Origin of the sequence: Halomonas sp. BMC6 (assembly GCF_964204995.1) — a bacterium.
GTDB lineage: Bacteria > Pseudomonadota > Gammaproteobacteria > Pseudomonadales > Halomonadaceae > Vreelandella.
In genome coordinates, this window is record NZ_CAXNSH010000001.1 from 2,923,034 (window position 1) to 2,943,709 (window position 20,676).

18 protein-coding genes are annotated in these 20,676 nt (G+C 54.0%); all 18 read right to left on the reverse strand.

All coding sequences use genetic code 11. From position 1 onward, the window contains the following. Positions 1-4: 4 nt before the first annotated feature. Entirely contained in the window at positions 5-2,635 is a 2,631-nt protein-coding gene (gene pglZ / locus AB6K10_RS14225; RefSeq protein ID WP_339119073.1) for a BREX-1 system phosphatase PglZ type A, read from the reverse strand. After that, the gene (locus AB6K10_RS14230) at positions 2,636-3,382 is read right to left on the reverse strand and encodes a hypothetical protein (RefSeq protein ID WP_339119074.1); all 747 of its coding nucleotides are present in this window, start codon (positions 3,380-3,382) and stop codon (positions 2,636-2,638) included. Then, positions 3,360-4,529, reverse strand: a complete 1,170-nt coding sequence (locus tag AB6K10_RS14235) for an AAA family ATPase (RefSeq protein WP_339119075.1) — start codon at positions 4,527-4,529, stop codon at positions 3,360-3,362. Before AB6K10_RS14235 ends, AB6K10_RS14230 begins: the two co-directional genes overlap by 23 nt. Before the next feature lie 40 nt (positions 4,530-4,569). After that, positions 4,570-4,890, reverse strand: coding sequence for a hypothetical protein (locus tag AB6K10_RS14240; protein ID WP_081191891.1), 321 nt, complete (start codon positions 4,888-4,890; stop codon positions 4,570-4,572). Positions 4,891-4,911: 21 nt separating this feature from the next. Continuing rightward, a complete protein-coding gene (locus AB6K10_RS14245) occupies positions 4,912-5,136 on the reverse strand; it encodes a hypothetical protein (protein WP_074210654.1) in 225 nt (74 codons plus the stop codon). Between the two features lie 3 nt (positions 5,137-5,139). Next, a complete protein-coding gene (locus AB6K10_RS14250) occupies positions 5,140-5,862 on the reverse strand; it encodes a hypothetical protein (protein WP_339119076.1) in 723 nt (240 codons plus the stop codon). Positions 5,863-5,980: 118 nt separating this feature from the next. Further along, positions 5,981-6,250 carry a hypothetical protein gene (locus AB6K10_RS14255; protein WP_062375866.1) on the reverse strand — a complete coding sequence of 90 codons (270 nt, stop codon included), beginning with the start codon at positions 6,248-6,250 and terminating at the stop codon, positions 5,981-5,983. After that, positions 6,240-7,901, reverse strand: coding sequence for an IS66 family transposase (locus AB6K10_RS14260; RefSeq protein WP_339118472.1), 1,662 nt, complete (start codon positions 7,899-7,901; stop codon positions 6,240-6,242). Before AB6K10_RS14260 ends, AB6K10_RS14255 begins: the two co-directional genes overlap by 11 nt. 28 nt (positions 7,902-7,929) lie before the next feature. Beyond that, positions 7,930-8,274 (reverse strand): IS66 family insertion sequence element accessory protein TnpB, encoded by a 345-nt coding sequence (tnpB, locus tag AB6K10_RS14265; protein WP_044630870.1) that lies wholly within the window; start codon positions 8,272-8,274, stop codon positions 7,930-7,932. Continuing rightward, positions 8,271-8,558, reverse strand: a complete 288-nt coding sequence (locus AB6K10_RS14270; protein WP_016915086.1) for a hypothetical protein — start codon at positions 8,556-8,558, stop codon at positions 8,271-8,273. Before AB6K10_RS14270 ends, tnpB begins: the two co-directional genes overlap by 4 nt. Next, positions 8,503-11,514 (reverse strand): BREX-1 system adenine-specific DNA-methyltransferase PglX, encoded by a 3,012-nt coding sequence (pglX, locus tag AB6K10_RS14275; protein ID WP_339119077.1) that lies wholly within the window; start codon positions 11,512-11,514, stop codon positions 8,503-8,505. The genes AB6K10_RS14270 and pglX overlap by 56 nt, the downstream gene beginning before the upstream one ends. Next, a complete protein-coding gene (locus AB6K10_RS14280; RefSeq protein WP_339119078.1) occupies positions 11,511-12,986 on the reverse strand; it encodes a helix-turn-helix domain-containing protein in 1,476 nt (491 codons plus the stop codon). Before AB6K10_RS14280 ends, pglX begins: the two co-directional genes overlap by 4 nt. Before the next feature lie 111 nt (positions 12,987-13,097). Continuing rightward, on the reverse strand, positions 13,098-16,781 hold the full coding sequence (brxC, locus tag AB6K10_RS14285) for a BREX system P-loop protein BrxC (protein WP_339119079.1): 3,684 nt from the start codon (positions 16,779-16,781) through the stop codon (positions 13,098-13,100). A 192-nt stretch (positions 16,782-16,973) separates the two neighbouring features. Next, the gene (locus AB6K10_RS14290) at positions 16,974-17,597 is read right to left on the reverse strand and encodes a DUF1788 domain-containing protein (RefSeq protein ID WP_197915459.1); all 624 of its coding nucleotides are present in this window, start codon (positions 17,595-17,597) and stop codon (positions 16,974-16,976) included. A 171-nt stretch (positions 17,598-17,768) separates the two neighbouring features. Further along, positions 17,769-18,368 carry a DUF1819 family protein gene (locus tag AB6K10_RS14295; RefSeq protein ID WP_339119080.1) on the reverse strand — a complete coding sequence of 200 codons (600 nt, stop codon included), beginning with the start codon at positions 18,366-18,368 and terminating at the stop codon, positions 17,769-17,771. A 57-nt stretch (positions 18,369-18,425) separates the two neighbouring features. Further along, positions 18,426-18,743 (reverse strand): helix-turn-helix domain-containing protein, encoded by a 318-nt coding sequence (locus AB6K10_RS14300; protein ID WP_009095642.1) that lies wholly within the window; start codon positions 18,741-18,743, stop codon positions 18,426-18,428. A 146-nt stretch (positions 18,744-18,889) separates the two neighbouring features. Then, entirely contained in the window at positions 18,890-19,501 is a 612-nt protein-coding gene (locus AB6K10_RS14305; RefSeq protein ID WP_339119081.1) for a TniB family NTP-binding protein, read from the reverse strand. 46 nt (positions 19,502-19,547) lie between these two features. Continuing rightward, a protein-coding gene (locus AB6K10_RS14310) for an IS3 family transposase (RefSeq protein ID WP_305948193.1) occupies positions 19,548-20,635 on the reverse strand; the annotation gives its coding sequence in 2 pieces (ribosomal slippage) (positions 19,548-20,383 and positions 20,383-20,635; 1,089 coding nt in all). Positions 20,636-20,676 lie beyond the last annotated feature (41 nt).

Here is a 20,676-nt window from a genome sequence, read left to right on the forward strand (position 1 = left end):
CCTATTAGAAAAAATCATCCGTAAACGCCAAGTCGATCACCACCCGGTAGCGCTCTCGCTCGGTGCCCAGGTCTTTATCGCGCAGCACTAGGAAGTAGTCGTTTTTACGGTCGAATGACGTGCCCGATAGCGAGAGGCGCACCGACTTCATGCGCTCGTTCATATTGTCGCTTGCGCTATCGAAGGTCACGACCTCTTCACTGGAAACCACCTCGCTACCCGCGTAAATCGCCACCGACAGCGTGACCGGGCGGAGGCGCTCGCTCACCGCTTCGGTTTGCAGCAGGTCGAAGCGCTGAATGTTATTGACCATTTTCAGCGATGCCTTGGGTGAAATCACCTCCACCTTGCGACTGGTGCGCTTTTCCACCTTCTCGCCCCGTAGCTGCTGAACGGTGAGCACGGGCACCACGATTTCCTGGGGCATAATGCCCCCGTGTACAAAGCGCGCCCCGCCGACAAAGTGAAAACGGTGTGCGCCTTTGGGTATCCAGAACTGGGTATCGCAGGTGGTGCCTGCCGTATCGCGGGTGTGGCCGTGCCACACACTGGGGTTATCGGGCAGCGACTCGCCCAGCACATAACGCTTTTTGCTTTTGAAGGCCGACGTTGGCTTGTCTGACAGCGCCGTGCGGTCGGTAGCATCCAACGCGCTGCGCTGGAACAGGAAACCGTGGTCGGCGGTGACCAGCACCGTGCTGGTATTCAGGTGCATGAGAATTTTACGGGTCAGCTGATCCAGTTCATCAATGGCATCCTCCACCGCTGCAAACGTCTCGCTTTCAGTGTTAGCGGCATCCCCACGGGCATCCACCACGTTGTGGTAGACGTACATCAGCTGCACGCCTTTGATCTTTTCGCGCCCCTCTTCACGGCTCCAGCCTTTTACGTCCTCGGCGGTGACGGCTAACGCCTCGCCGCCAAGGGCTGCTTTGAGTAACTTGCTGCGGTTCGCCGTGCCTTGGGTAGATTGGCCATTCACCAGCACCGTATCGCTGCCCGGCTGATAGCTGAGCTCTCGGTGCGGTAACAGCGAGGCCATTCCCAGCGTGGTGTAGCTAGGCACCACACCTAACTGGCTTTTTAACGTCGCTTCACTGTAGCGCTTGGCATTAATGCGTTCACGCAGCTCTTCCGCCGCTTCATAGCGGAAGGCATCGCTGATCACCACCACCACACGCTTTTGGCGGCTAGCCGCTAGCTGGGGCTGCACCCAATCGCGGTAGAAGTGTTGCTGGCTGGGGATATTGGGCAACTTCCAGTGAGTGAGCCGCTGCTCGGCTTCCACGCGCTCGCTCCAGTTACGGGTGAGCTGGCCCAGGAACCACTCGTCATAACAGCGCTCAACGGCGGCATCCAGATTTTTTAGCAGCTCAACGCCAGTGGCATCCGATGCCACCGCGTAATGACGATAGGCGGTATCAAAACGGTAGAGATTAGTTTGGTAAGCGTGGTAGAGCGCCTCAACACTCTCGTAATGAAAGCCTTTGGCATGCTGATGACGCAGGCTAAACAGCGCAATCGACGCGGTAAGCGCGGCGTACAGCTGCCGGTAGCGCTCGCGGCGGGCATCGTTTTTATGCCGAGACGCCCAATAACCGTCCAGGCGCGCCACAATGATGCTGTCGAATAGCTTCAGGTCGCGGGCATCCGCCGTGGGAATCGCCTGGCAGAGATCGACGATGATCTGCTTCTCCACCACCTCAAACGTCGCCACATGGCTTAGCTGCTCTAACGGCACATCCTGCAACTTGTCATCAATGCGCTGGGCATCCGCCACCCACCCGGAGATCACATCAAACGCGGGGTAAAAGCGTGAGCTATCTCGCCAGCGGGTGAGTAGCGCCCGGGAGGATGCACGCGCATTAACAGAGGGAATGGCCACCTGACGCGCCCAGTCAGGAATATCAGAAATGCTCTCGCAGTAGCCGGTAATCAATAACCGCAGCATCAGCTGGCCGAAGTTAAGCGGCGCTTCACCGTTGAGTTCTGCTTGGCTAGCGGGGTAACCCACCTCGACCTGCAGGGCGCGCACCAGCGCAGGCACCAAGGCGTACTTCTCGGCCTCGACCAAGGACGCGGGGTTGGCCTCTAGCCCCAACTCGTGGGTTACCGCCTCTTCAGCCAGATGGAACAGCAGCGTGGCGACGTCGAGGGACGTTGCCCCCACCACCACGGCCAGCATCGCCAGATCCAGCTCATCTTCACTGAGGGAAGGCGTGACCAAACGCTTCAGGGCATCAATACGCTTACGGCTGGCTAAAAACGCCTGCCGCTGCGCCAAGTGTTCACGCAGTACGTGGCGCGTTAGGCCCAGCTCATTGAAAATCATTGAAACGCGGTCGGCGTAGAAGCGGCCAGAGTACAGCTTGATATCCAACAGCCAGTCCTCTTCTGGGGCTGGCTCAGCGGAGGGGAAATAAAGCAACGTGGCCGCTTCCGGCTCTTCCAGCTCCAGGCGTAGCTTGACACCCAGAGTAGACTCCCCCGCCATATTGATCACCTGAACGCCTTCTAACGCAAGCTCGCGGAGCGAATCCGCAAAATGGCCAGGGGCGTCGTACCAGAACACAATCCGATGGCGGTCGGTGAAGAAGGCGTGTTGTAAGCCCTGCTGGAGTTGGTCGAGCTGCATCTAACTTCCCTGCCGAATAATCAAGTTCACAACTGCTTCCAACCGGTGTTTAAAAGCATTTAGAGAAGGCATATCGATATTCTCCCAATGTATATTTCCGGCCTTGGCGGTTTCGGCTAACTCCTCTGCCGAGGTTTGCCCTTGGAGCGCCGCATCAAGCTGATTTTTGAGCGCATGGGGGCTATCATCATTGCCCGAGGCTTCCTCCAGCGCAGCGCAATGTTGGTAAGGAGACTCTGGCTTCAATGCACATAACAACCAAGCTTCGGATTTAGGCATAGGAATCATCGCTACGCCATGTGGAAAACCTTCCGCCTCAAAGCCTTGCAGCACGGAGTTATATTTCGTTTGCCAATCGCCACGCCCAGCAGATGCCGTACCGTCACTATCGCGAAACAGCACCGCAATCACGTCGTCACCAATCTCAGCTGCTAGTTCTTTTGCACACTGCGCTAATGCACGCGCATTATTAAAGTAATAGCCTGTTTCTTTTGCGCGTTTTTTACCCGGCAAACGACTAGGCTTCTTCACGGCGGATGGCCTTGTCGCAACCAGGTACTGCTTACTCACAAAGTGCACAAGTCCGGCTTGAAGGTGAGAGAACTCATAGCCCTGCACCTGTTCTACCCACTGATCCACCAGCCATGCCATTGGCCCCGGCTTAAAAGCTTCCACGCGACAGGCTTCTGCCGCTGGGTAGCACACGCCTATATCACTGGGGCCTTCACCGCTTAGCAGCAGATACATCCTTGCCCCCCTTAGCGCTAAGCGATTGAATTTCAGTGGCTAACTCCGTTAGCTGAGTATCAATAAACGCCTCACCCGGCCCCATAAACTGCAGTTTCTCTGCCAGTGAAGGTATTTCAAACAGACGTATTGACTGGGTGGCCCCTTTGGCATTTTTATACAAATAAATAACGCCTTGCTTGGCAACCTCGTCTTCCAAATAATTGAGAATAACAGGGCTATGAGTCGTCACCATCACCTGGTGCTCGCTCTCGACCAGTGCATCTACCAAAAACTCGACAAGCTCTGGGTTAATGCCGTTTTCAATTTCATCGAATAGTAAAAAATGTTCATCGGACGCCAGCTGTGAGAGCACCGCCAGCAAGCGTAGCAAACCATCATTAACATGGCGCGCAGGCGTACCCACAAAATTACCGCTGAAAATTTCTACAATATCTAACTGTTTCCAACCAGAACGTAGTGAACGTGTCTCTATACTTGCGAGACTAGGATAAATATCGTGAAGCTTCTCGGTGAGCCGTTTTAGTTCCTCTTTGCCAAGCTCATGCAGATACGCAGATAACTTTTGGCCCCCAAGCCCCAAATGACCTGCGGAATCCCGTGTACGCTGACGAAGATATTCCGGCGAAAGAAGATCCAGCGAGCGAATATTAACCAGCGCATCTTTCAAGGCTTGAAGTGGCTGACTAATTTGACTTTCTTTTAGCTGCGATAAAATTGAACCTTGATATTCAAACATAATGTCATTTTTGACCAAATGAGGCCCTTCAGACTCAGTGCTTCGATTGATAAAAAGCTCACCATCTTCCACTTTCATCAACCGAGTGCCGTTCTGGAAAACCTCTTCAGAGGTACAGCGCAACAATTGGCGATTAAAGCTACCTTCCCATTGAATATCATCAACTTGCACATAGAGGCTGATATTTTTCTTCGCAGTGAGTTTAGAACCCAAGTCTCGCGGCTCCCATTGGCGCTGTTCTAACCAGCTATCAATATCACCGCGCATCTGCTGCGAAATGAAGTCCAACGCCTGAAGCACGGTTGATTTACCCGCACCGTTAAGCCCCACCAAGCAGCTAAAACGCGACAAGCCTATTTCAAAATCAACCAACGATTTGAAATTATCGATGCGTATTTGATGAATCATGTGGATGTCACCCCTATACAATTTGCGCTGCTGTCATCCATTAGGTTTGAAGCTCCATTTCCACCGCTGACTCATCCCCACAGTGAATGAAAAAGCACCCTTTGGCGGTACGCGAGGATGATAGCTTAAACCAGCCACGGCCAGATTTCTCATCGCCCTCATCATTGCCCGACCAACTGAAATCGATACGCTTGCCGCCTTCTGAAAGGCGGTAGTCAAGCTGGCCTTCAACAGCACCGAAGATAAAATAGCCGAGTCCATTATCATCAAACCGGAAATGGCCCGGCTCAATCAAATCGACAAAGTCCTGATCCCACGTTTCCATCCAGGTGATACGCCAGCGGCCAATAGGAGTTGTCATCAAAGCTCCATACATTGCACTTTATGGATTGATTTCATCTGCGAAGATATCATGCTCAATAGCATCCTCAATCGCGGAATCCAGGCGTATAAGCAACGCCTCAAACGACTCGCCAGGCCGCCTAGCTAACATCGCAAGGCAATTAGCTTCATCGCTTGCAGAAGCACCGCAGCGCACCGGCCCAATTCTACCGATGGTGATTTCACCCTCGTTATCAATCAGCTCTTCGATATTTTTAAGCTCCATAAATCACTTCCCCACCACTTGCTTCACCTCAGCCAACAAATCCCCAAACTTCCCATAATTCACCTTCACCCCATCATCCAGATCCAGCGAGATACGCTGGTCGGCGTAGTGGCGCAGTTTTTCGTCGAAGGTGTTGAGTTCGGCTTGCTGTTTGTAGAGCTTGCCCAGCTCTTTCTCGATAGCTTTCGCTTCGGCGGCGGAGGTGCTGGCGTCTTTGTCTTGCTCTAGCTTTTCCACGTAGCTGGCGAGCTTGGTGGTGAGCGGGATGACGTAGTCGGTGCGCATCTCGGCAAGTGTGCTTTCGTTGTAGCGGTGCAGGTAAACCAAGCACTCGAAGGCTTTCTGCTTGCCGGAGGAAAACAGCCAGTAGATGGGGCGTTTTTTGTAGGTGCGCAGGTGGTCTTTGAAGAACTGGGTGCTGAGGTAGCGGCGAATGGTGTCCAGAGCGGCCTCGCCCTTCTTGGGTTTGATGGCGTGGAGGCAGAGGCTTTCGGCGACGAAGTCGAGGTTTTCCTGCAGGTGTTCCTCGCCCCAGACGGTACGCACAAAATCGCGGAAGCGGTTGGTGGCGTCGTCGGGGAACCATTCCTGGTCGGTGAGCGGGATGATGGCGTTTTTATCCGTTGCAAAGCTGGGTTCGTGGATCTGGGCGAGGTAGTCGCGGATGGTTTCGCCCTGGCTGGCAAGTATCAAGCCGGGTTTGTCCAGCGAGTAGCGGCCCATCATGCAGCCGATGGCGTAGCTGACTAATTCCTTAATGGTGTCGCACCGCAGCAGAGTCTCCAGCTCTTCTTCGGAGCGATTGCCGCCGTAGCGTAAGCGTTCATCCTACGACGTAGTTGACCTACTTCACGTCACGCAGAGGCCTAAGTAACTCCGGCGAGACCTTGTACTGTTTCCTGCCTTCCTCGCCCAGCACGATCACACTCTTGCGGTTGATCTTGGTGACGATCCCCAACACCGGTCCTTCTCGGCCTTCGAAGGTCACTTTCAGACCAACCCGCAACCGACTCAAGGCTTGCAGGGTTTCCTGTTCTTGCAGTTCATCAATGCGCTGGCAGATGTACTGGTTCAGTTCCAGCAACTCGTCGATGCTCATGTCCTCAATGCGCATGGACGACCTCCACCGGTGTGAGTTGCGTGGCTTGTCGGTCCGGATGACGGGGATCGATCAGAGCCCGTAGCGGATTCTCGGCGAACCGGATTTTCCAGCGCCGCGGAGTCAGGTTCGCCACTTCACTGGCGGGATGCTGACTGACGCGTTGCAGCACGTCCACCAGGTAAGTGTAGGGGTTAATATCGTGCAGCTTGCAGGTGCTGATCAGGCTCTGGATGATGCCCAGGTGTTCCGCGCCCAGTTCGGTCCAGCAGAACATCCAGTTTTTCTTGCCCATTGGAATGGGGCGTAGCGCCCGTTCCAGGTGGTTGGTGTCTGGCTGCACGTCCGGGTTTTCCAGGAACACGGTCAGGCTCGCTTCGCGACCGAGCACGTAGTTCAGGGCCTTGGTCAGCGGGTCGCTGGGCACGAGGCCGCCTTGTGCCAACTGATCCCGGCACCACTGGAAGAAGCCGCTGACGACCGGCTTCGCATGGTCCAGCCGGTATTGGCGCTTCTTCTCGCCGGTGAGCTCCTTTTCCTTAATGGTATCTTCAATCTGGTACAGCTTCGCGATCTGTTGCAGGGCTTCGGTGGCCTTCTCAGGATGATCCTTTTGGGCCTCAACGAAGCAACGGCGACTATGCACCCAGCATTGAGCATGAGTAATACCTTTCTGGGCCGCGGCATAGCGGGCATATGCGGCATAACCATCGCTGATCAGAGTGCCACTGAATTGGTCGTTCAGAACCTGCTCGATGTGCAGTCGGCCCCGACTGTTCGAGTAGGTAAACACCACTTCGTCGTCATCACCGTATAGGGGCCAGAACCAGCCTGTTTTCATCTTGCCTTTCTGCGGGCCTGCCCGGCCCTGGTGGCCCGCTTTGATGGGTGTTTCGTCCATGGCCAGCACCCGGCTGCGCAGCACGTTGTCGGTCTGGGCGTCCACAATGGGCCGAAGCAGGTCGATGGCCCGCTTCACCAGGTTCGTCAGGGTGCTGCGGCTGAGGGTAATACCCGCTTGTTGAATGCGCTGGTGCTGGCGATACAGCGGCAGGTGGAACTGGAACTTGTCCACCAGCAACCCGGCCAGCAGGCTGACATCGGCCAGGCTGTTGTCCAGCACGTTGAACGGGGCTGGCGTCGTCACAGGTTTTGAGTCAGTGCCCTTACGACGGAACACCGGGCGTTCGCATTTGAGCACCACATAGCTGGAGGCGCGCTGGGCCAGGCGATAAGTCGTTTTAGTGCCAATGATGTCGTACTGGTCGGCGTCCGGACCGGTCAGCTCCGGTGGCAGGTGTTCAATGACTTCCACCGGCACCCCGGCAGTAAAGCGCAGGCCAGTGTCGTTCAGACAATCGTCGTCCCGCTGCTTCTTGCCGGTGCCGCGCTGGTAAGCCTTAATAGTGCGTTTTTCTTCATCGGCAGGCTGTTCCGGTCGCGGTGCCTCCTCTGGCTGGAACAAGCTGTCCTGCCCGGGCAGATCGACCACCTGCTTCTCGGATTTGGGGCCGAACAGCTGCTTCTTGAACCAGTCTAACTGGTGTTTCAACTGCCGAATGGATTCCGCCTGGGCCTCCAACTGCTCCCGCAACAGTGCATTCTCCTCGGCCAGAGCCGAGGAGGAAAGTGTACCGGGAGAAGAAGCTGAAGCCGTTGAATTCATGGCCGATATTATACCGGAACTCTGTCTTCTATACCCCTCGAAAACGCTTGAACTGGCGGTATTTCTGCACCTCAATGCCGTCAATCAGCAGCTGCAAATCCGTCAGGGTCAGGGTTCGCTGACCGGAGGCGGATAACGGCACCCGGAACTGGCCCTGCTCCAGGCGCTTGGCCCACAGACAGTAACCGGTGGCGGTAAAGTAGAGCATCTTCATCTGGGTCTTACGGCGATTGACGAAGACAAAATACTGACCGCTGAGGGGGTCGTGCTTCAATTGATTCCGAACCAGGGCGCTCAGGCCCCGGAACGATTTGCGCATGTCGGTGGGCTCGGTGCACAGCCAGATGCGCGCCTGGCTATCGAGCCCGATCATCCGTTCTGGCTCAGCCGCAGTTCGACGCCGTTGCCCAGGCTCAGCACAATGTTCCAGCCTGGGCCGGACTGCGCCGCACCCATCAGAGAGGACAGGTCCAGAAAACCGGCTTCGCCGGAATCCGCTGAGTCACCGGCCGCCTGATCGGACAGGCGCTTGCGCCAGTTACAGAAACTGGCGTAGCCGATGTTCTCTTGTTTGCAGAACTTCGAAGCTGACAGACCACTGTCACGCTGCTGATTGACCAGAGCCTGCCACTGTTCGGGTGTGCGGTGCTTTCTCATGGGGGTAACCTCGTGTTGGAAAGTGTGAGGTTACTGTAGGGCGATTTTCAGCAGGGTGGCAGAACGTCGTGGAATGAACGCTTACGCCGTAGCGATAGTGTGGGTTGCAGGTTAGAGTGATTTCTTCCAGTGGTATATCTGGTGTCAACTCATCCTGTAAACCGTAGGCATCTATAAAGAGGCGGTTATTCTCCTCTTCAAGACCCTGCATTTTTTTAGCGCTTGCTAACCATTGAGAGCGAAGTGTGGAATAGTCGACAGCCAACTTGCACTGTGAAAAATGCTTATCTAAAAGAGGAAACTTGGTAAACCCCCATGATATTTCATAAGAATCCCAATCATTTTTTTCAACCGTTATTGCACTTAAAACAACAGAATTCAACTCCGCCTGAAGACTCCCAGGAAAAAAAGCAGGAAGCTTTGACAGATCTCCAGGTTGATAATTTAACGTTGGGGATATAAGTGGAAAAACTTCAAGCATAACGTTTGAATTAATCAAGGCCATTACAGCCTCTTCTGATATACCATGCCTTACAAACAATGAAGACCCAGCATTATCAAATATTGAGTTTTCACTAATTCGCGCCGATGTTTTGCCGGATGTAAGAGCATTCCAGGTCACTCCACGCTTGAAAATATAATCAAGATTGTAGTTATGAGACCTAACCTTTCCTGATGCTTCATCTTTGAAATTTTGAATTTCATAGCCATCGTCCAGCCAGTTAACAAAATAATCGTTATTTCCAAACCATTTCCGAAAGTCGCCACCTTTTTGATAGGGAAACCAGCGCTTCATTACTTGCTGTGCTTTCCCCCTGCTTTCCGCATAAAGAAAAGCATCCGAAGAGCTTACTTCATGCCATAGCCTTAAAAAGCGATTATTATCAGCAGTAGCCATACCTAAACGAGTATCAACTAAATCGGAAAGCACACCATGCTGGAACAAATTTATAACTGCACTACTCGCCCAATACGCCACCGGACTCCCCGGAATTTTCTTAAAATCATCTGGCGCCACCACTTTCAGCCGCTCGTTTCTGACGGGGAATTCGAATGGCTCTCCGTTTGCGCTAATATCGCCAGCTTCTGTATACGAGAATGAGCCTTTCATTCCAGCGATATGGCGATTTCGGAACACAGTGGCGTTGGTACCAAAGGCGATCTTCATCACACCGTTGCCCATATGCACCATAGTTTCAATAGTGCTATTTCCAAGTAGCGCTTCACGCATCTTTTCGTAGCTGGAAAGGAACATCCAGCTTTGCATGGTGACCATGGCATTGAAGGCGTTTTCATTCAGCAGGCTAAATCCATGCTCCATAAAAATCGCGAACAGATCCGACTTGCTGTTGGGGTAGGCGTTTTTGGCGTAATCCTTCAGCGCCTTATTCATGCCTTTACTGCCCATATAGGGCGGGTTCGCGACTACGGCGTTATAGCGCTGAGCCAATACCCAAGCTTGCTGCACCATCGGCACTAACCGCTGGGCGACAGCTTTTTGCATCATATCGCCGCTGTTGGTGAGTTCGCTTAGCTCTTCCAACAGTGCTTTCAACGGTGCTTCCCATTCATTAGGCACTTCAATCAGCGAGCCGAAGGTTTTGGCATCCTGGAAACGCGCAATCAAGTCGGCTATTAGCTTGTAAGTGGCGTCGTTGCTGGAAAGGTCTTTCTGTTCGCTATCAAACAGGCTTTGGGATTGGCCCTGGTGCCAGTCGCCGGTGAGGTTCAGGTCGCGCCATAGGGTATTGGCATCCAGGTGTTGGCTGCTCTGCATGGCCAGCACGTTCAGGCGCACGCTGCGGGTTAAAATGCGGCGGTCGTCTTCGCGGGCTTTCATCAACAGCGCAAACCCCGCCAGCTGGGCGGCGCGGTCGTCGATATCCAGGCCGAACAGGTTGTTTTCCAGAATCAGCTTGGGGATATCGCGGGTGCGGTAGCCGCGCTCTTCGTAGATCGCCTTCAGCACGTTGTAGGCTTCCACCAGAATATGGCCGGAGCCGCAGGCGGGATCGAGCACCTTGATGGTTTCAGGGTCGAGGCTGGCCGGGGTAATGGCGTCCAGCTGAGCCTGCACCTCAGGCTCCTGCACGGCGGGCTCGATGTAGTACGGCATCTCGGCCTTGAGCTTTGATGTGGGGTAGGTTTGCAGCCACTGGCGGCCTACCGAGTTCTGCACCAGGTATTGAACGATCCAGTTGGGGGTGAACAGCTGGGTGGCGGCGGGGATGTCTTCGCTTTTCACCACCTTACCGATCACCTGGTCTTTTTTCTCGCTGATGTAGAACTGGTAGAGCCAGCCAATCACTTCTACATCTTTCCAGTCCTCTTCGGGAATGGCCTCGACCAGCTCGCGGATCAGCGAATCGGTTTTGGTCAGGTTGTTGGGCAGCAGCAGCTCGCTGGCGTCGTCCAGCGGTTCGAACAGGAACGGCATGGCCTCATGCAGGGCGTGGCACTGGGCCAGCAGCAACTCGCGGTAGAGGGTTTCATCCTGGGTGCCGTCGAGCTTAAGTTCGCGCACGCGGGCGGTGTCTAGCCCTGGTAAATCTACCTCTAAGCATTCCTCCAGAATCTGGAACTGCCCGGCTTCGCCCCCTGCCCCACTCAGCACGTGGCGGCCGTGGTCTAGATAGCCGTGAATCTCCATATAGCGAATGGCGCACAGGCGGTTGAACCAGCTGTAGGCGGCCTGCTCTATCGCTTGGGTAAAGCCATCGCGCTGCACCCACGCGGCCAGCGCTTCCCGTGCGCGCTTTAGGTGGGCGGGCACGGTGTGGGTTTGGCCATCCTGGGCGGTCATCACCAACACATCGCCCTTTAGCTCCAGGGGGGCAATCACAGCGCCACCTTTGCCATCCGGGCTAATGCCCACCCGGGCCGCCTGGCGCGTCATGGTGTCGATAAAGCGGACGCGGGCTTTGGGGGCGTATTTTTTGATGTTGGCGGTGTTCATGTTAGATCCTTGAAAGTGTCTTGCAAAAAGCGCTGGCCTTGAGGGGTTAAGCGGTATTGTTGAAGGCGGCTATTGGGCTTTTCGGGCAGCGTCATTTCGATAAGCTGCTGATTCTGCAACCACGTCATTTGCCTCTTCAGCTGCCCTGAAACGCCCTTGTGACCAAGGGACTTGGCAATCTCGGCTTTACCTAGGGGCCGGTCGGCAAGGCATTGGAGTATCCTATCGGCCAGACCTGACTCGGGCCGTGACTCGGGCCGTGACTCGGGCCGTGACTCGGGCCGTGACTCGGGCCGTGACTGGGTCACTCCTTGGCCAGCATGCCGTTGTTCAAGCGGCACAATAAAGCGAAGCCGGTTGGCCACCTCCTCAATGCGCGGCTCTGGCAGCCCCTGGGCGGCGGCCTCGGCAAAAATACGCTTTACGCCGCTGCCCCACTGCTCAATCAGGCCAAGCTCACGAAATACGCGGGCAATCACTGGGTTGCGAATCATCGAAACGCCGCGTTTCATGTCTTCAATCGTCATGCCGGGCATCAATAGCCCTGGGCTTTCAATCTCGATACGGTCGTCATAAAACGCAATGCGTATGGGGCTGCCGCGTTGGGAGTAGTCGCTGTGTACCAAGGCGTTAATAATCGCTTCACGCAGGATGGTCAGCGGGATACTCCACACATCGCGGCGACGCATGGCGCCAAACTCTGCCTGCTTGAAGGCATGTTTTTTGAGAAACAGCTCGATGTCATCAACCGCTTGGGGTAACGGCGCGTGAATATCTGTCTGGTCGAAAATCTCGACCTTATCGGTGCCGCGAAAACGCCCGCACTGAATCCAAGCATCTTCAAAGTGCCATTGGCGCTCGCGGCCAAACAGCAAAATTCCGCCCACGCTGGGTACTAGGCGACCTTGATACGAGACAAGTAGCCGTAACGTGCGGAGCTTATTGTCATCAAGCAGTTGTTCGCTGCTGAAGGCATGCTGCATGGCGTTTTGATCAAGGTCGTCACGGCTCAGCTCAGGCATGGGCTGAACGTCAAAGGTGGTTCCGCTCGCTTGGCGCTGCATTTCCTGGATGAGCGCCAACCCCGCCTGCCGATTGCTGGAACCAAGCCGCACCAGCACACCGTTTTCTTCGCCAAGCGCTTTGAAAAAGTGTGGGCGTGCGCTACTCAAAAACACCTCAATACACACCAGGGTATGTTTGCCCACGCTCACCAGTTCAATATTGGGTAATAGCCGAGGGTGAATGGCATCCGCGATCATGCTGGTAAGGCGCTCTTCCATATCCAGCGGATCATCCACGCCTAGCACAGTGCCATCATCGTCAACACCAATGATCAACTGGCCACCAGCCGTATTGGCAAAGGCGACCAGTGTTTTCATCAGTGGCTTAGGCGATGATAGGTCGCGCTTGAACTCAAGCTGCTTGCCTTCTGGCTCGCTTAGGCGCTGTTCAATGGTCGCGGTGGTCATAGGTGTCTCGTTGACTTTTCATGTTTCTTTCCGCTTCGCTGTCCCGCGTCCTAGGACATGGGACAGCAGTGAACAGGCACACTGGTCGTGTCAACAAAAATCGTTTGAACACTAACGCACCTGTACCCGTTTGCCCGCTGAAAGTGACCGTTCCAGCTCTTTTCTCAGCTCGTCCATAAACGCATCGACTTCCGCTTGGCTTTCCAGGTACACCCCACTATGCACGCGGCTAAGTATGTCGCTTACACGCACTCTTGCCACGGGTTTGGGGGCATTCACCGCCGCCGGTACTGTTTCGGTATGCGGGTCGTACTTTTTATCACCTGGTGCCGTTTGTGGGGCTGGCTTGGGATTTTCTGATGTGGGAGCCGGTGTTGTGGTGTTTCCCGCAGGCGCGGGCGGCTGCCGCTTAGCAGCGTCGGCCTGGGCGTTGTGAAGCGCATCCAAACTTTCTTCTTCTAATTCAACGGCAGTTTCGGTTTGTAGCTGGTAGATCTGCGCGACGCTGACCGATTGATTGACCGAGGCTTTGAGCTGCTGCAGCGGGTGAAGTAAGCGGTTGCTAAGCTCGGCGGTGCCAATGCCGCTTTTGGCTATTTCAGCGCTTACTTTGGCGATGCGCGTGTCGATACGGGCAATGGCGTGCTGGCGTTTTTCATCCACGAGGCCGCTGTTAATCTCATCCAGCGTACGTACTAAGCCATCCACCTGGTTCAGCATGGCGTAAGGCGCTTCGGCGCGGTAAATGCGCTCACACTCGGCCAGCGCTTGCTGGGCCTGGGTGTTTTTCTCAAGTTCTAGGCGGTTCACCGCAAACCGGTTGAGCGCTTGCTCCAGCTGTTGCCACGTGGTGAGCTGCTTAGTAAAGAAGTCGTTGAGATCGCGGTAGTCCTCTTCGACATCGAGCAGCGTGTCTTGCTGGCTGGCGACGGTTTTGAAGAAGTCGAAGCTGTCGTCCAGGCGCAGCAGGCGCTCCACTTCGCGCAGTGAGTTGTCAATGGCGTTGCGACCGGGGAAGTTGCCCACGTCAGTTTTGCTTTTGTACGCCTCTAGCTCACGTCGCCAGTGGGATAAGCGGTCTACGTAATAGGTAAACAGCTCTTTTTCGCTGGTGGGGCCTAGCTGGCCAAATAGCTCTTTGGTGAGGTTACGAGCTTTGTTGAGCACTGCATCTTCGGTTTGGCGCTTTTTCTGAAGGCGCACTTCACTGCGGCGGCGGGCGTTATTGAGTAGATCAAAGGCTTCTTTACCGCTGAGCGCGGGGCCAGCGGTGTGGAAGGTTAAGCGCCCAGCGGCATGCAGGCGGCCCAGAATCAGCAGCGTTTCACCTTCTGGCCAGCCGAAGGGTCGGTTGCTAAAACGCTCAATCAGCGGGTTCAAGGGCACCGGCTCGCCGCTATGTAGCGAGATATACTGCTCTACCTCTTTCACCGCTTGAGCGTTGCCCTCTTCACCGTCTAGGTTGAGGTTCTGGGTGCCCAGGTCATCGGCGGTTAATACGGCCTGCAGCTCGCGCATCGACTCGGGGCTAAGCGCCGTGAGCTGGCTCAGCTTGTTGTAGGTGTTTTCTAGCAGGTAGCGGCAGGCCTCATCCAAGCGGGTATTCAACTGGTTGCGGTTGAGATCAAGCTTTTGCCCGAGCGCGTACACATCGGCATCCAGCAGCATCTCTTCCAGGCGCACCCGCAGGCGTTTTTTGCGCTCTTGGTTTTCACGGCCACGGTCCGCCAGAATGCGCTCCACGCTGTGGTCGTTAGCCGATAGGTTTAGGCGGATAAACTTATCGGTTTTCAGCAGGGTGCGCAGTTCATCGGTAAAGCGCTTATCGTCGGGCAGCTTGATCAGCACTTGCCCACCGTTATCGCCGCTTTTGTGAATGCAGCCTGCTTCGCTTAGCTGCACGTACTCCACGTCGAGCGGTGAGACCACCTCTACCCTTAGCTGGCTCTGGTAGCGGCCATCCAGGGTGTGGCCATCCAGGTAGCGGCCAATGCTGTAGTCGGTTTTGTTGACCGGATAGCGGTATTTGGTGCGATCACGCAGCAGGTCTTTGAAGATCAGGCTGGAGAGCTCTTTGTTCTCGTCGCTGCTGGTGACTTCGGTAGCTTTGATCTTGCGGGTGATGTCGCGCTCTTCATTGGTGAGGAACTGGTACTCATCGCCGTTGCGGGTAATCAGGCTCTCTTTTTCCAGCCGTGCCAGGGTCGCTTCCAGCTGCTCACGAATGGCTATGCGGTCATCGTCGATTTGAGTCAGTGAGAGCGTTACCAGGTTATTGACCGTGCCCTTCACCAAGTCCACATAGCGGATCATAAACAGCGTGCGTAGGGTTTCGACATCAAACGCTTCTAATACGGGGTTCTCGCTGGCCTGATCGATGGTGCGCTTCACCGCCGTATCGAGGAACCCTTCTATCGCCGTGTAGAAGCAGTGCATCGGTACCAGCGCGCCAATCGTCTTCTCTTGCACGGCTTTGGCAGCCATGTGAAACGCATCGAGCATGGAGCGCTCGCCATAGGCCAGGTGGGCACCCGTGGCTCCTACCTTGCGGATCTCTTCAAAGACTTTTTGCACCAACTGGAAGTGGTACGGCACAAAGGGGTAGTTGGCGATAAAGCTCTCGACGCCTTCGATATTTTTCAGCGTGGGGCCGGAGCGGTCAAAGGTCAGCTGGTTACGCAGAATGGAGCCTTTGGCCTCAAACACACCTTCCAGCTCCGCACATGCCGGGTCGGTTTTCACCAGCAGGCGCTTGCGGATCACTTCGTCGGAGTTGGAGCTTGAGAGCGATAAGCGGGTTTTGAAACGTCCGGCGATTTTGGAAAAATCGTTGGCTTTTGAGGCGGTCATTTCGCCTAGCACGGCGTCCATATCGGCCTGAGACGTCACCACAATCCAGGCGCGACCACCGCAGATCGTGCCCAGGTTTTCGGTGAGCGTTTGCAGAGTCAACATTAAGCGTGTGTCGCTGCCAATGAACTGACCCACTTCATCCACCATGAACACCATGCGCTGGGTGGCTGACTGCGACTCCAAAAACTCTTTCACCCAATGGCAGAAGTTCTCTACCGAGACGCTGAAGTTGGTTTCAGACTCCTCAAACCATTTATGCGCCGCTTCAGGAGAGAGATCGAGCGCTGCGCCAATCGCTTGCTCGATATCGTCCTGGTAGAACTGATAGCCGTCTCGCTCATCTTCCCACACCACGCCACTGGCCTCGTTAAAGGCCTGCTTGAAACGCTCATACACACCGCGTTTTTCTAGGTGGCGCTCCATATGAGCAATGTGCGGGTAATCAGAGCTAAAGCCTTGGTACTCGTTAAACACGCGCAGGAAGACGTTGAGGATGGGGTTGCCATCGTCATTGGAGCTGGCCTTGCTGTCGATGTTGAACAGCACCACGTGAGCCGGTTCACGGACGGCCTTGTTAATGTCTGCCCGAATAGAGCCGTCTACCAGCTTCTGCTCATCAAAAAAATCAGCGGCTCGCTTGGCCTGGCCGTTGGCATCAAAGGCTTCCGTATTGGCGAGTAGGTAAGAGAGCGTTTTCAAAAAGTGCGATTTACCCGACCCAAAGAAGCCACTCACCCAAACGCCCACGCGGTTGGCGATGGAGGGGTCATCCAAGGGGGTGGTGTAGGATTCAAAAAAAGCGCGAAAGTGCTTTTCTAACTCATTGGTGACGACATACTCATCCAGCTCCTGGTAGATGGTTTCCTGGTCACGCTGGTCGGCCTTGACCACGCCGTTGATTGACCGGCTAAGCGGTTTGAGGAAGAGCTCTTGAATGTGCATATCTGTCCTGTAAATGTTTAAACCCTGAGTTTTGAAAGCACTGCTTAACAACAACCGACTTTTGACAGCGGCCCACACTGTCGTCCGGCCTCATCTATGGGGCTTCATCACTGTAGAAGGCTCTGCGATAACGTTAACAGTCACGGCTCACAACCGGGACGAACGTAACACACCATAAGGCAACACGCCGCACTAAGGCACGAGCGCGAACGCACGGTAGTAGTTGTTGCTTTTGATCTGCTTAAACAGCGACATCGTCTGCCCGTCGTAACGGCCTGGGTAGAACAACACCAGCGGCTTATGACCGAGTGGCCCGTGAAGGGCATTTAACAAGCTGTGCGCACGTACCATGGGCCACAGGCTGCCAACACCGGTGAGCAATACGATATCAGGCTCATGCGACAAAGAGTGTCGGATGAGGTACGGGGCGAATTTGTCCATGTGCAGCGGCCCACGCAGCGCCTTGAGCAGGGCCGCATCGCCTTTGCTTTTTTGCATGGCAATGGCTTTATCAAGAAAACCGCGCTCGGTCAGGTAATCCTTAAGCACTTCAAGCAGATTGACCTGCGCCATTTTGATGTCAGGGTGCTGGCGTGCCATTAATGAGGGGAGAAAGTTCAGGTAGGCACGCACCTGTAGTTCATGTTCAGGAGCGTAATCGAAAATCCAGAAGCCAAGCTCATTACCCAACCCTTGCCCCGCTAAAAAATCAGGCCGAGTGATTTTCTCAGCGACTTGGTTTAACCGTGCTCGAAGCTGGTCATCCTCGTGATGGCTAAAACCGCTGGGGGGTGGGTACTGATCACTCTGTGACATGCGGATGCGTCCCTGTGTCTAGCATGTTTGATGCAAAGCTTTTTCTAATACAGAAAGCTGATTGGGTAAGACTATGCCGCTAGACACCTGCGTTGCAAGGTCTACTTAGTCGTGTTTTGACGTGAGCACGGTTTTAAAGAAAAGAACGAGGTTAAGAAGGCAACATGAATATTACCGCAGCCGACGACAACATGTTTGTAGTCGTTCGTGCTGGTAGGTTTCAAGCAAGCTTTTTACTTCTGGCCGCAGCAGCAAGGGCTGTAACTTGCGCGAGCGACTGGACGCCAATATGCTGACTTCCGCCAACATACGATACACCACCTGCCCCATTTTACGCTTCGAGCTATCAGCCCACCCTGCTATTGCTTCATCGCGGTGTGCACGCTCGGCTAAAAACTCATCCCACTGGTAGGCCTGAAGCGACTCTGCGTGGGTTAAGAACGCATCGGCAACGACACTTTCAAGAAACTCCACCAATAGCAGATTACGCGCCATGGCCGCGCAAAAAGACACCTGCGTGGCGAGCTGGTCGTCGCCATCACGCAGCGCTTGCCAAAACGGTGGCTCCAGCTTCTCTAAGCGCTTACGAATAGCTTGCCCAGCACGTTTAGCAGTAGCGGGACGGTTCTTCTGGAGGCGGTTATCAATGATGATTGCCTGGTGCCACTGCCCTTCATCCGCATTAGAGAGCAGCAAATCAGCAACGGCACGGCTCTCGCGCACCATCAGTCCACCGCCGATCAGATCAGAGTTGTAGCTGAAAGAAGTCAAAAGGCGCTCATAAAGATCAATTACGTTGAAGTTGCAGGCGGCTGATCAGTAACGAGATCAGCTTTCGCTAGGCGCACTGCCCTTTTTAAGCTGTTCCAACAAGCGTTGGCGTTCTGCAGGGTCGAGTTTATCTAACTCAAGGATCAATTCTGCCACGGTATCGTCTTCGCAGAAAAAATAGGGAATGGGCACCTCTAGTGCCTCTGAAAGCCTCTTCAGCAACTGGAAATTGGGCGCATGCTGCCCCTTTTCATACTGCGTCATACGCGCACTCGCCAAATTCGGCTCCATGCCGAGGTATTCACCCAACTGCCTTTGTGTCATACCCGCTGCTTGCCTGGCGGCTCTCAAGCGATCTGGAAGCGGACTGTCCATGAAAACACCATCGCTACTTGGAAAGCCGCTAGGCTAGCGCAAGATGCCACAAAAATATGCTAAGAGATTCTTAGCAGAAATGCAATAATGTTGTTTTAGAAGCGCCCATATTGTTATTTGCCGAAATGAGACATCTGAATAATTGTTTAATTTTTTGAAAATAATTCACGCGTTGAGATTTTACGAGTGAACTGTGTTGCAACAAATGTTTCAGATTCCACAGTTGAATAACGGTTATATGAAGAGTATTTCGAAACTTCACTAATCGGAACATCTTCTAACTCAAGCTCAAAAGGGTTATCCGCGCCTAAAAAAAATTTATCGCATGCCTCTAAAAAGTGTTGCCTACGAACAGTGCTATCATTTTTTGACAATGCCACACAAAGCGCGGCCTCTAACACTCTTTTCACTTGCCTTGTTTCGCCTCGTGTAACAGAAAACAAAGGGAACAAAATTTCATCAACATGAATACTAGGGGCTTTTTTAAAACCCATTTTAGACGCTAAGCCTTTAATAAAACGTGTAAACTCAATTCTGTCTTCTAAATTGAAAAACTTAAAATAAGGCAATTCTATTGTGCACATCAAGCGTGAAGCCCACTGAGGCTCATTTAATATTTCAGCAGCCCAAGGCATACCGACAAGGACTATAGGAATACCTGCTTTTTCATTTACCAACTTTAATATATTAGCTATTCTTTGTTTTTCTTCAACGGACTTGAACTCTATTAACTCCTGAAATTCATTGATTATTATCATCTCAGATGGTAATCCCCCCATTTTTAGCGGGGTTCAAAAGTAGACCTCAGGCCATCATAGCCAACTTCTGTTGAGGGGTAATCCCTCCGAGTCCCATATTGGGTCGTTCGTGATTGTAGTGCCAGAGCCAACGAGTGGCATAATCCTGGACTTCTTCGGTGCTGTCGAATAGATATTGTGCCAGCCAATCGTAACGCACCGTTCGGTTGTAGCGTTCGATATAGGCATTTTGCTGGGGTTTGCCGGGCTGGATAAACGCCAAAGCAATGCCTTGGTTCTCCGCCCAGGTCGCCAGCTTGCCACTGATGTACTCTGGGCCGTTGTCACAGCGAATAGAACGAGGCTTGCCCCGCCATTCGATGATCTGCTCCAGTGATCGGATAACACGCTCTGCCGGAAGCGAGAAGTCCACTTCAATGCCAAGGCCTTCGCGGTTAAAGTCATCGATCACATTCAGCAGCCGGTAACTGCGTCCGTCGTTGAGCTGGTCGTGCATGAAGTCCATCGACCAGCTGTCGTTGATCGTGTCCGGCACAGCCAAAGGCTCCGGCTTTTCACGAACCAGGCGCTTCTTGGGCTTGATGCGCAGATTCAGTTCCAGCTCCCGGTAAATCCGGTACACCCGCTTGTGATTCCAGGCAAAGCCTTTCACATTGCGCAAATGCAGGAAACACAGACCAAAGCCCCAGTTCCGCTGATTATGGGTCAATCGAATCAGCCAGTCGGCAATCTCGGCATTCTCGCTGCTGAGCTTGGCCTGGTAGCGATAGCAGGTCTCGCTGATGCTGAACATCCAACACGCCAGGCGAATGCTGACACGCTTCTCAGTGACGGCCTTCTGCGCCATCTCACGGCGACGAGACGGCTTCACCACTTTTTTTCGATGGCTTCCTTGAGGATGTCAGCCTTCAGCCGTTCTTCGGCATACATCTTCTTGAGCCGGCGGTTTTCATCCTCCAGCTCTTTCAAACGGGCCATCATCGATGCGTCCATTCCGCCGAACTTCGCGCGCCATTTGTAAAAGCTGGCGCTGCTCATGCCGTGCTCACGGCACAGCTCCGGAACCGGGGCGCCGTTCTCGGCTTGCTTCAGGATCGACAGAATCTGGCTGTCGGAAAAACGTGACTTCTTCATGCAGAATCTCCCTGCGTGTAGCTTACGGAAAATTCTACTTT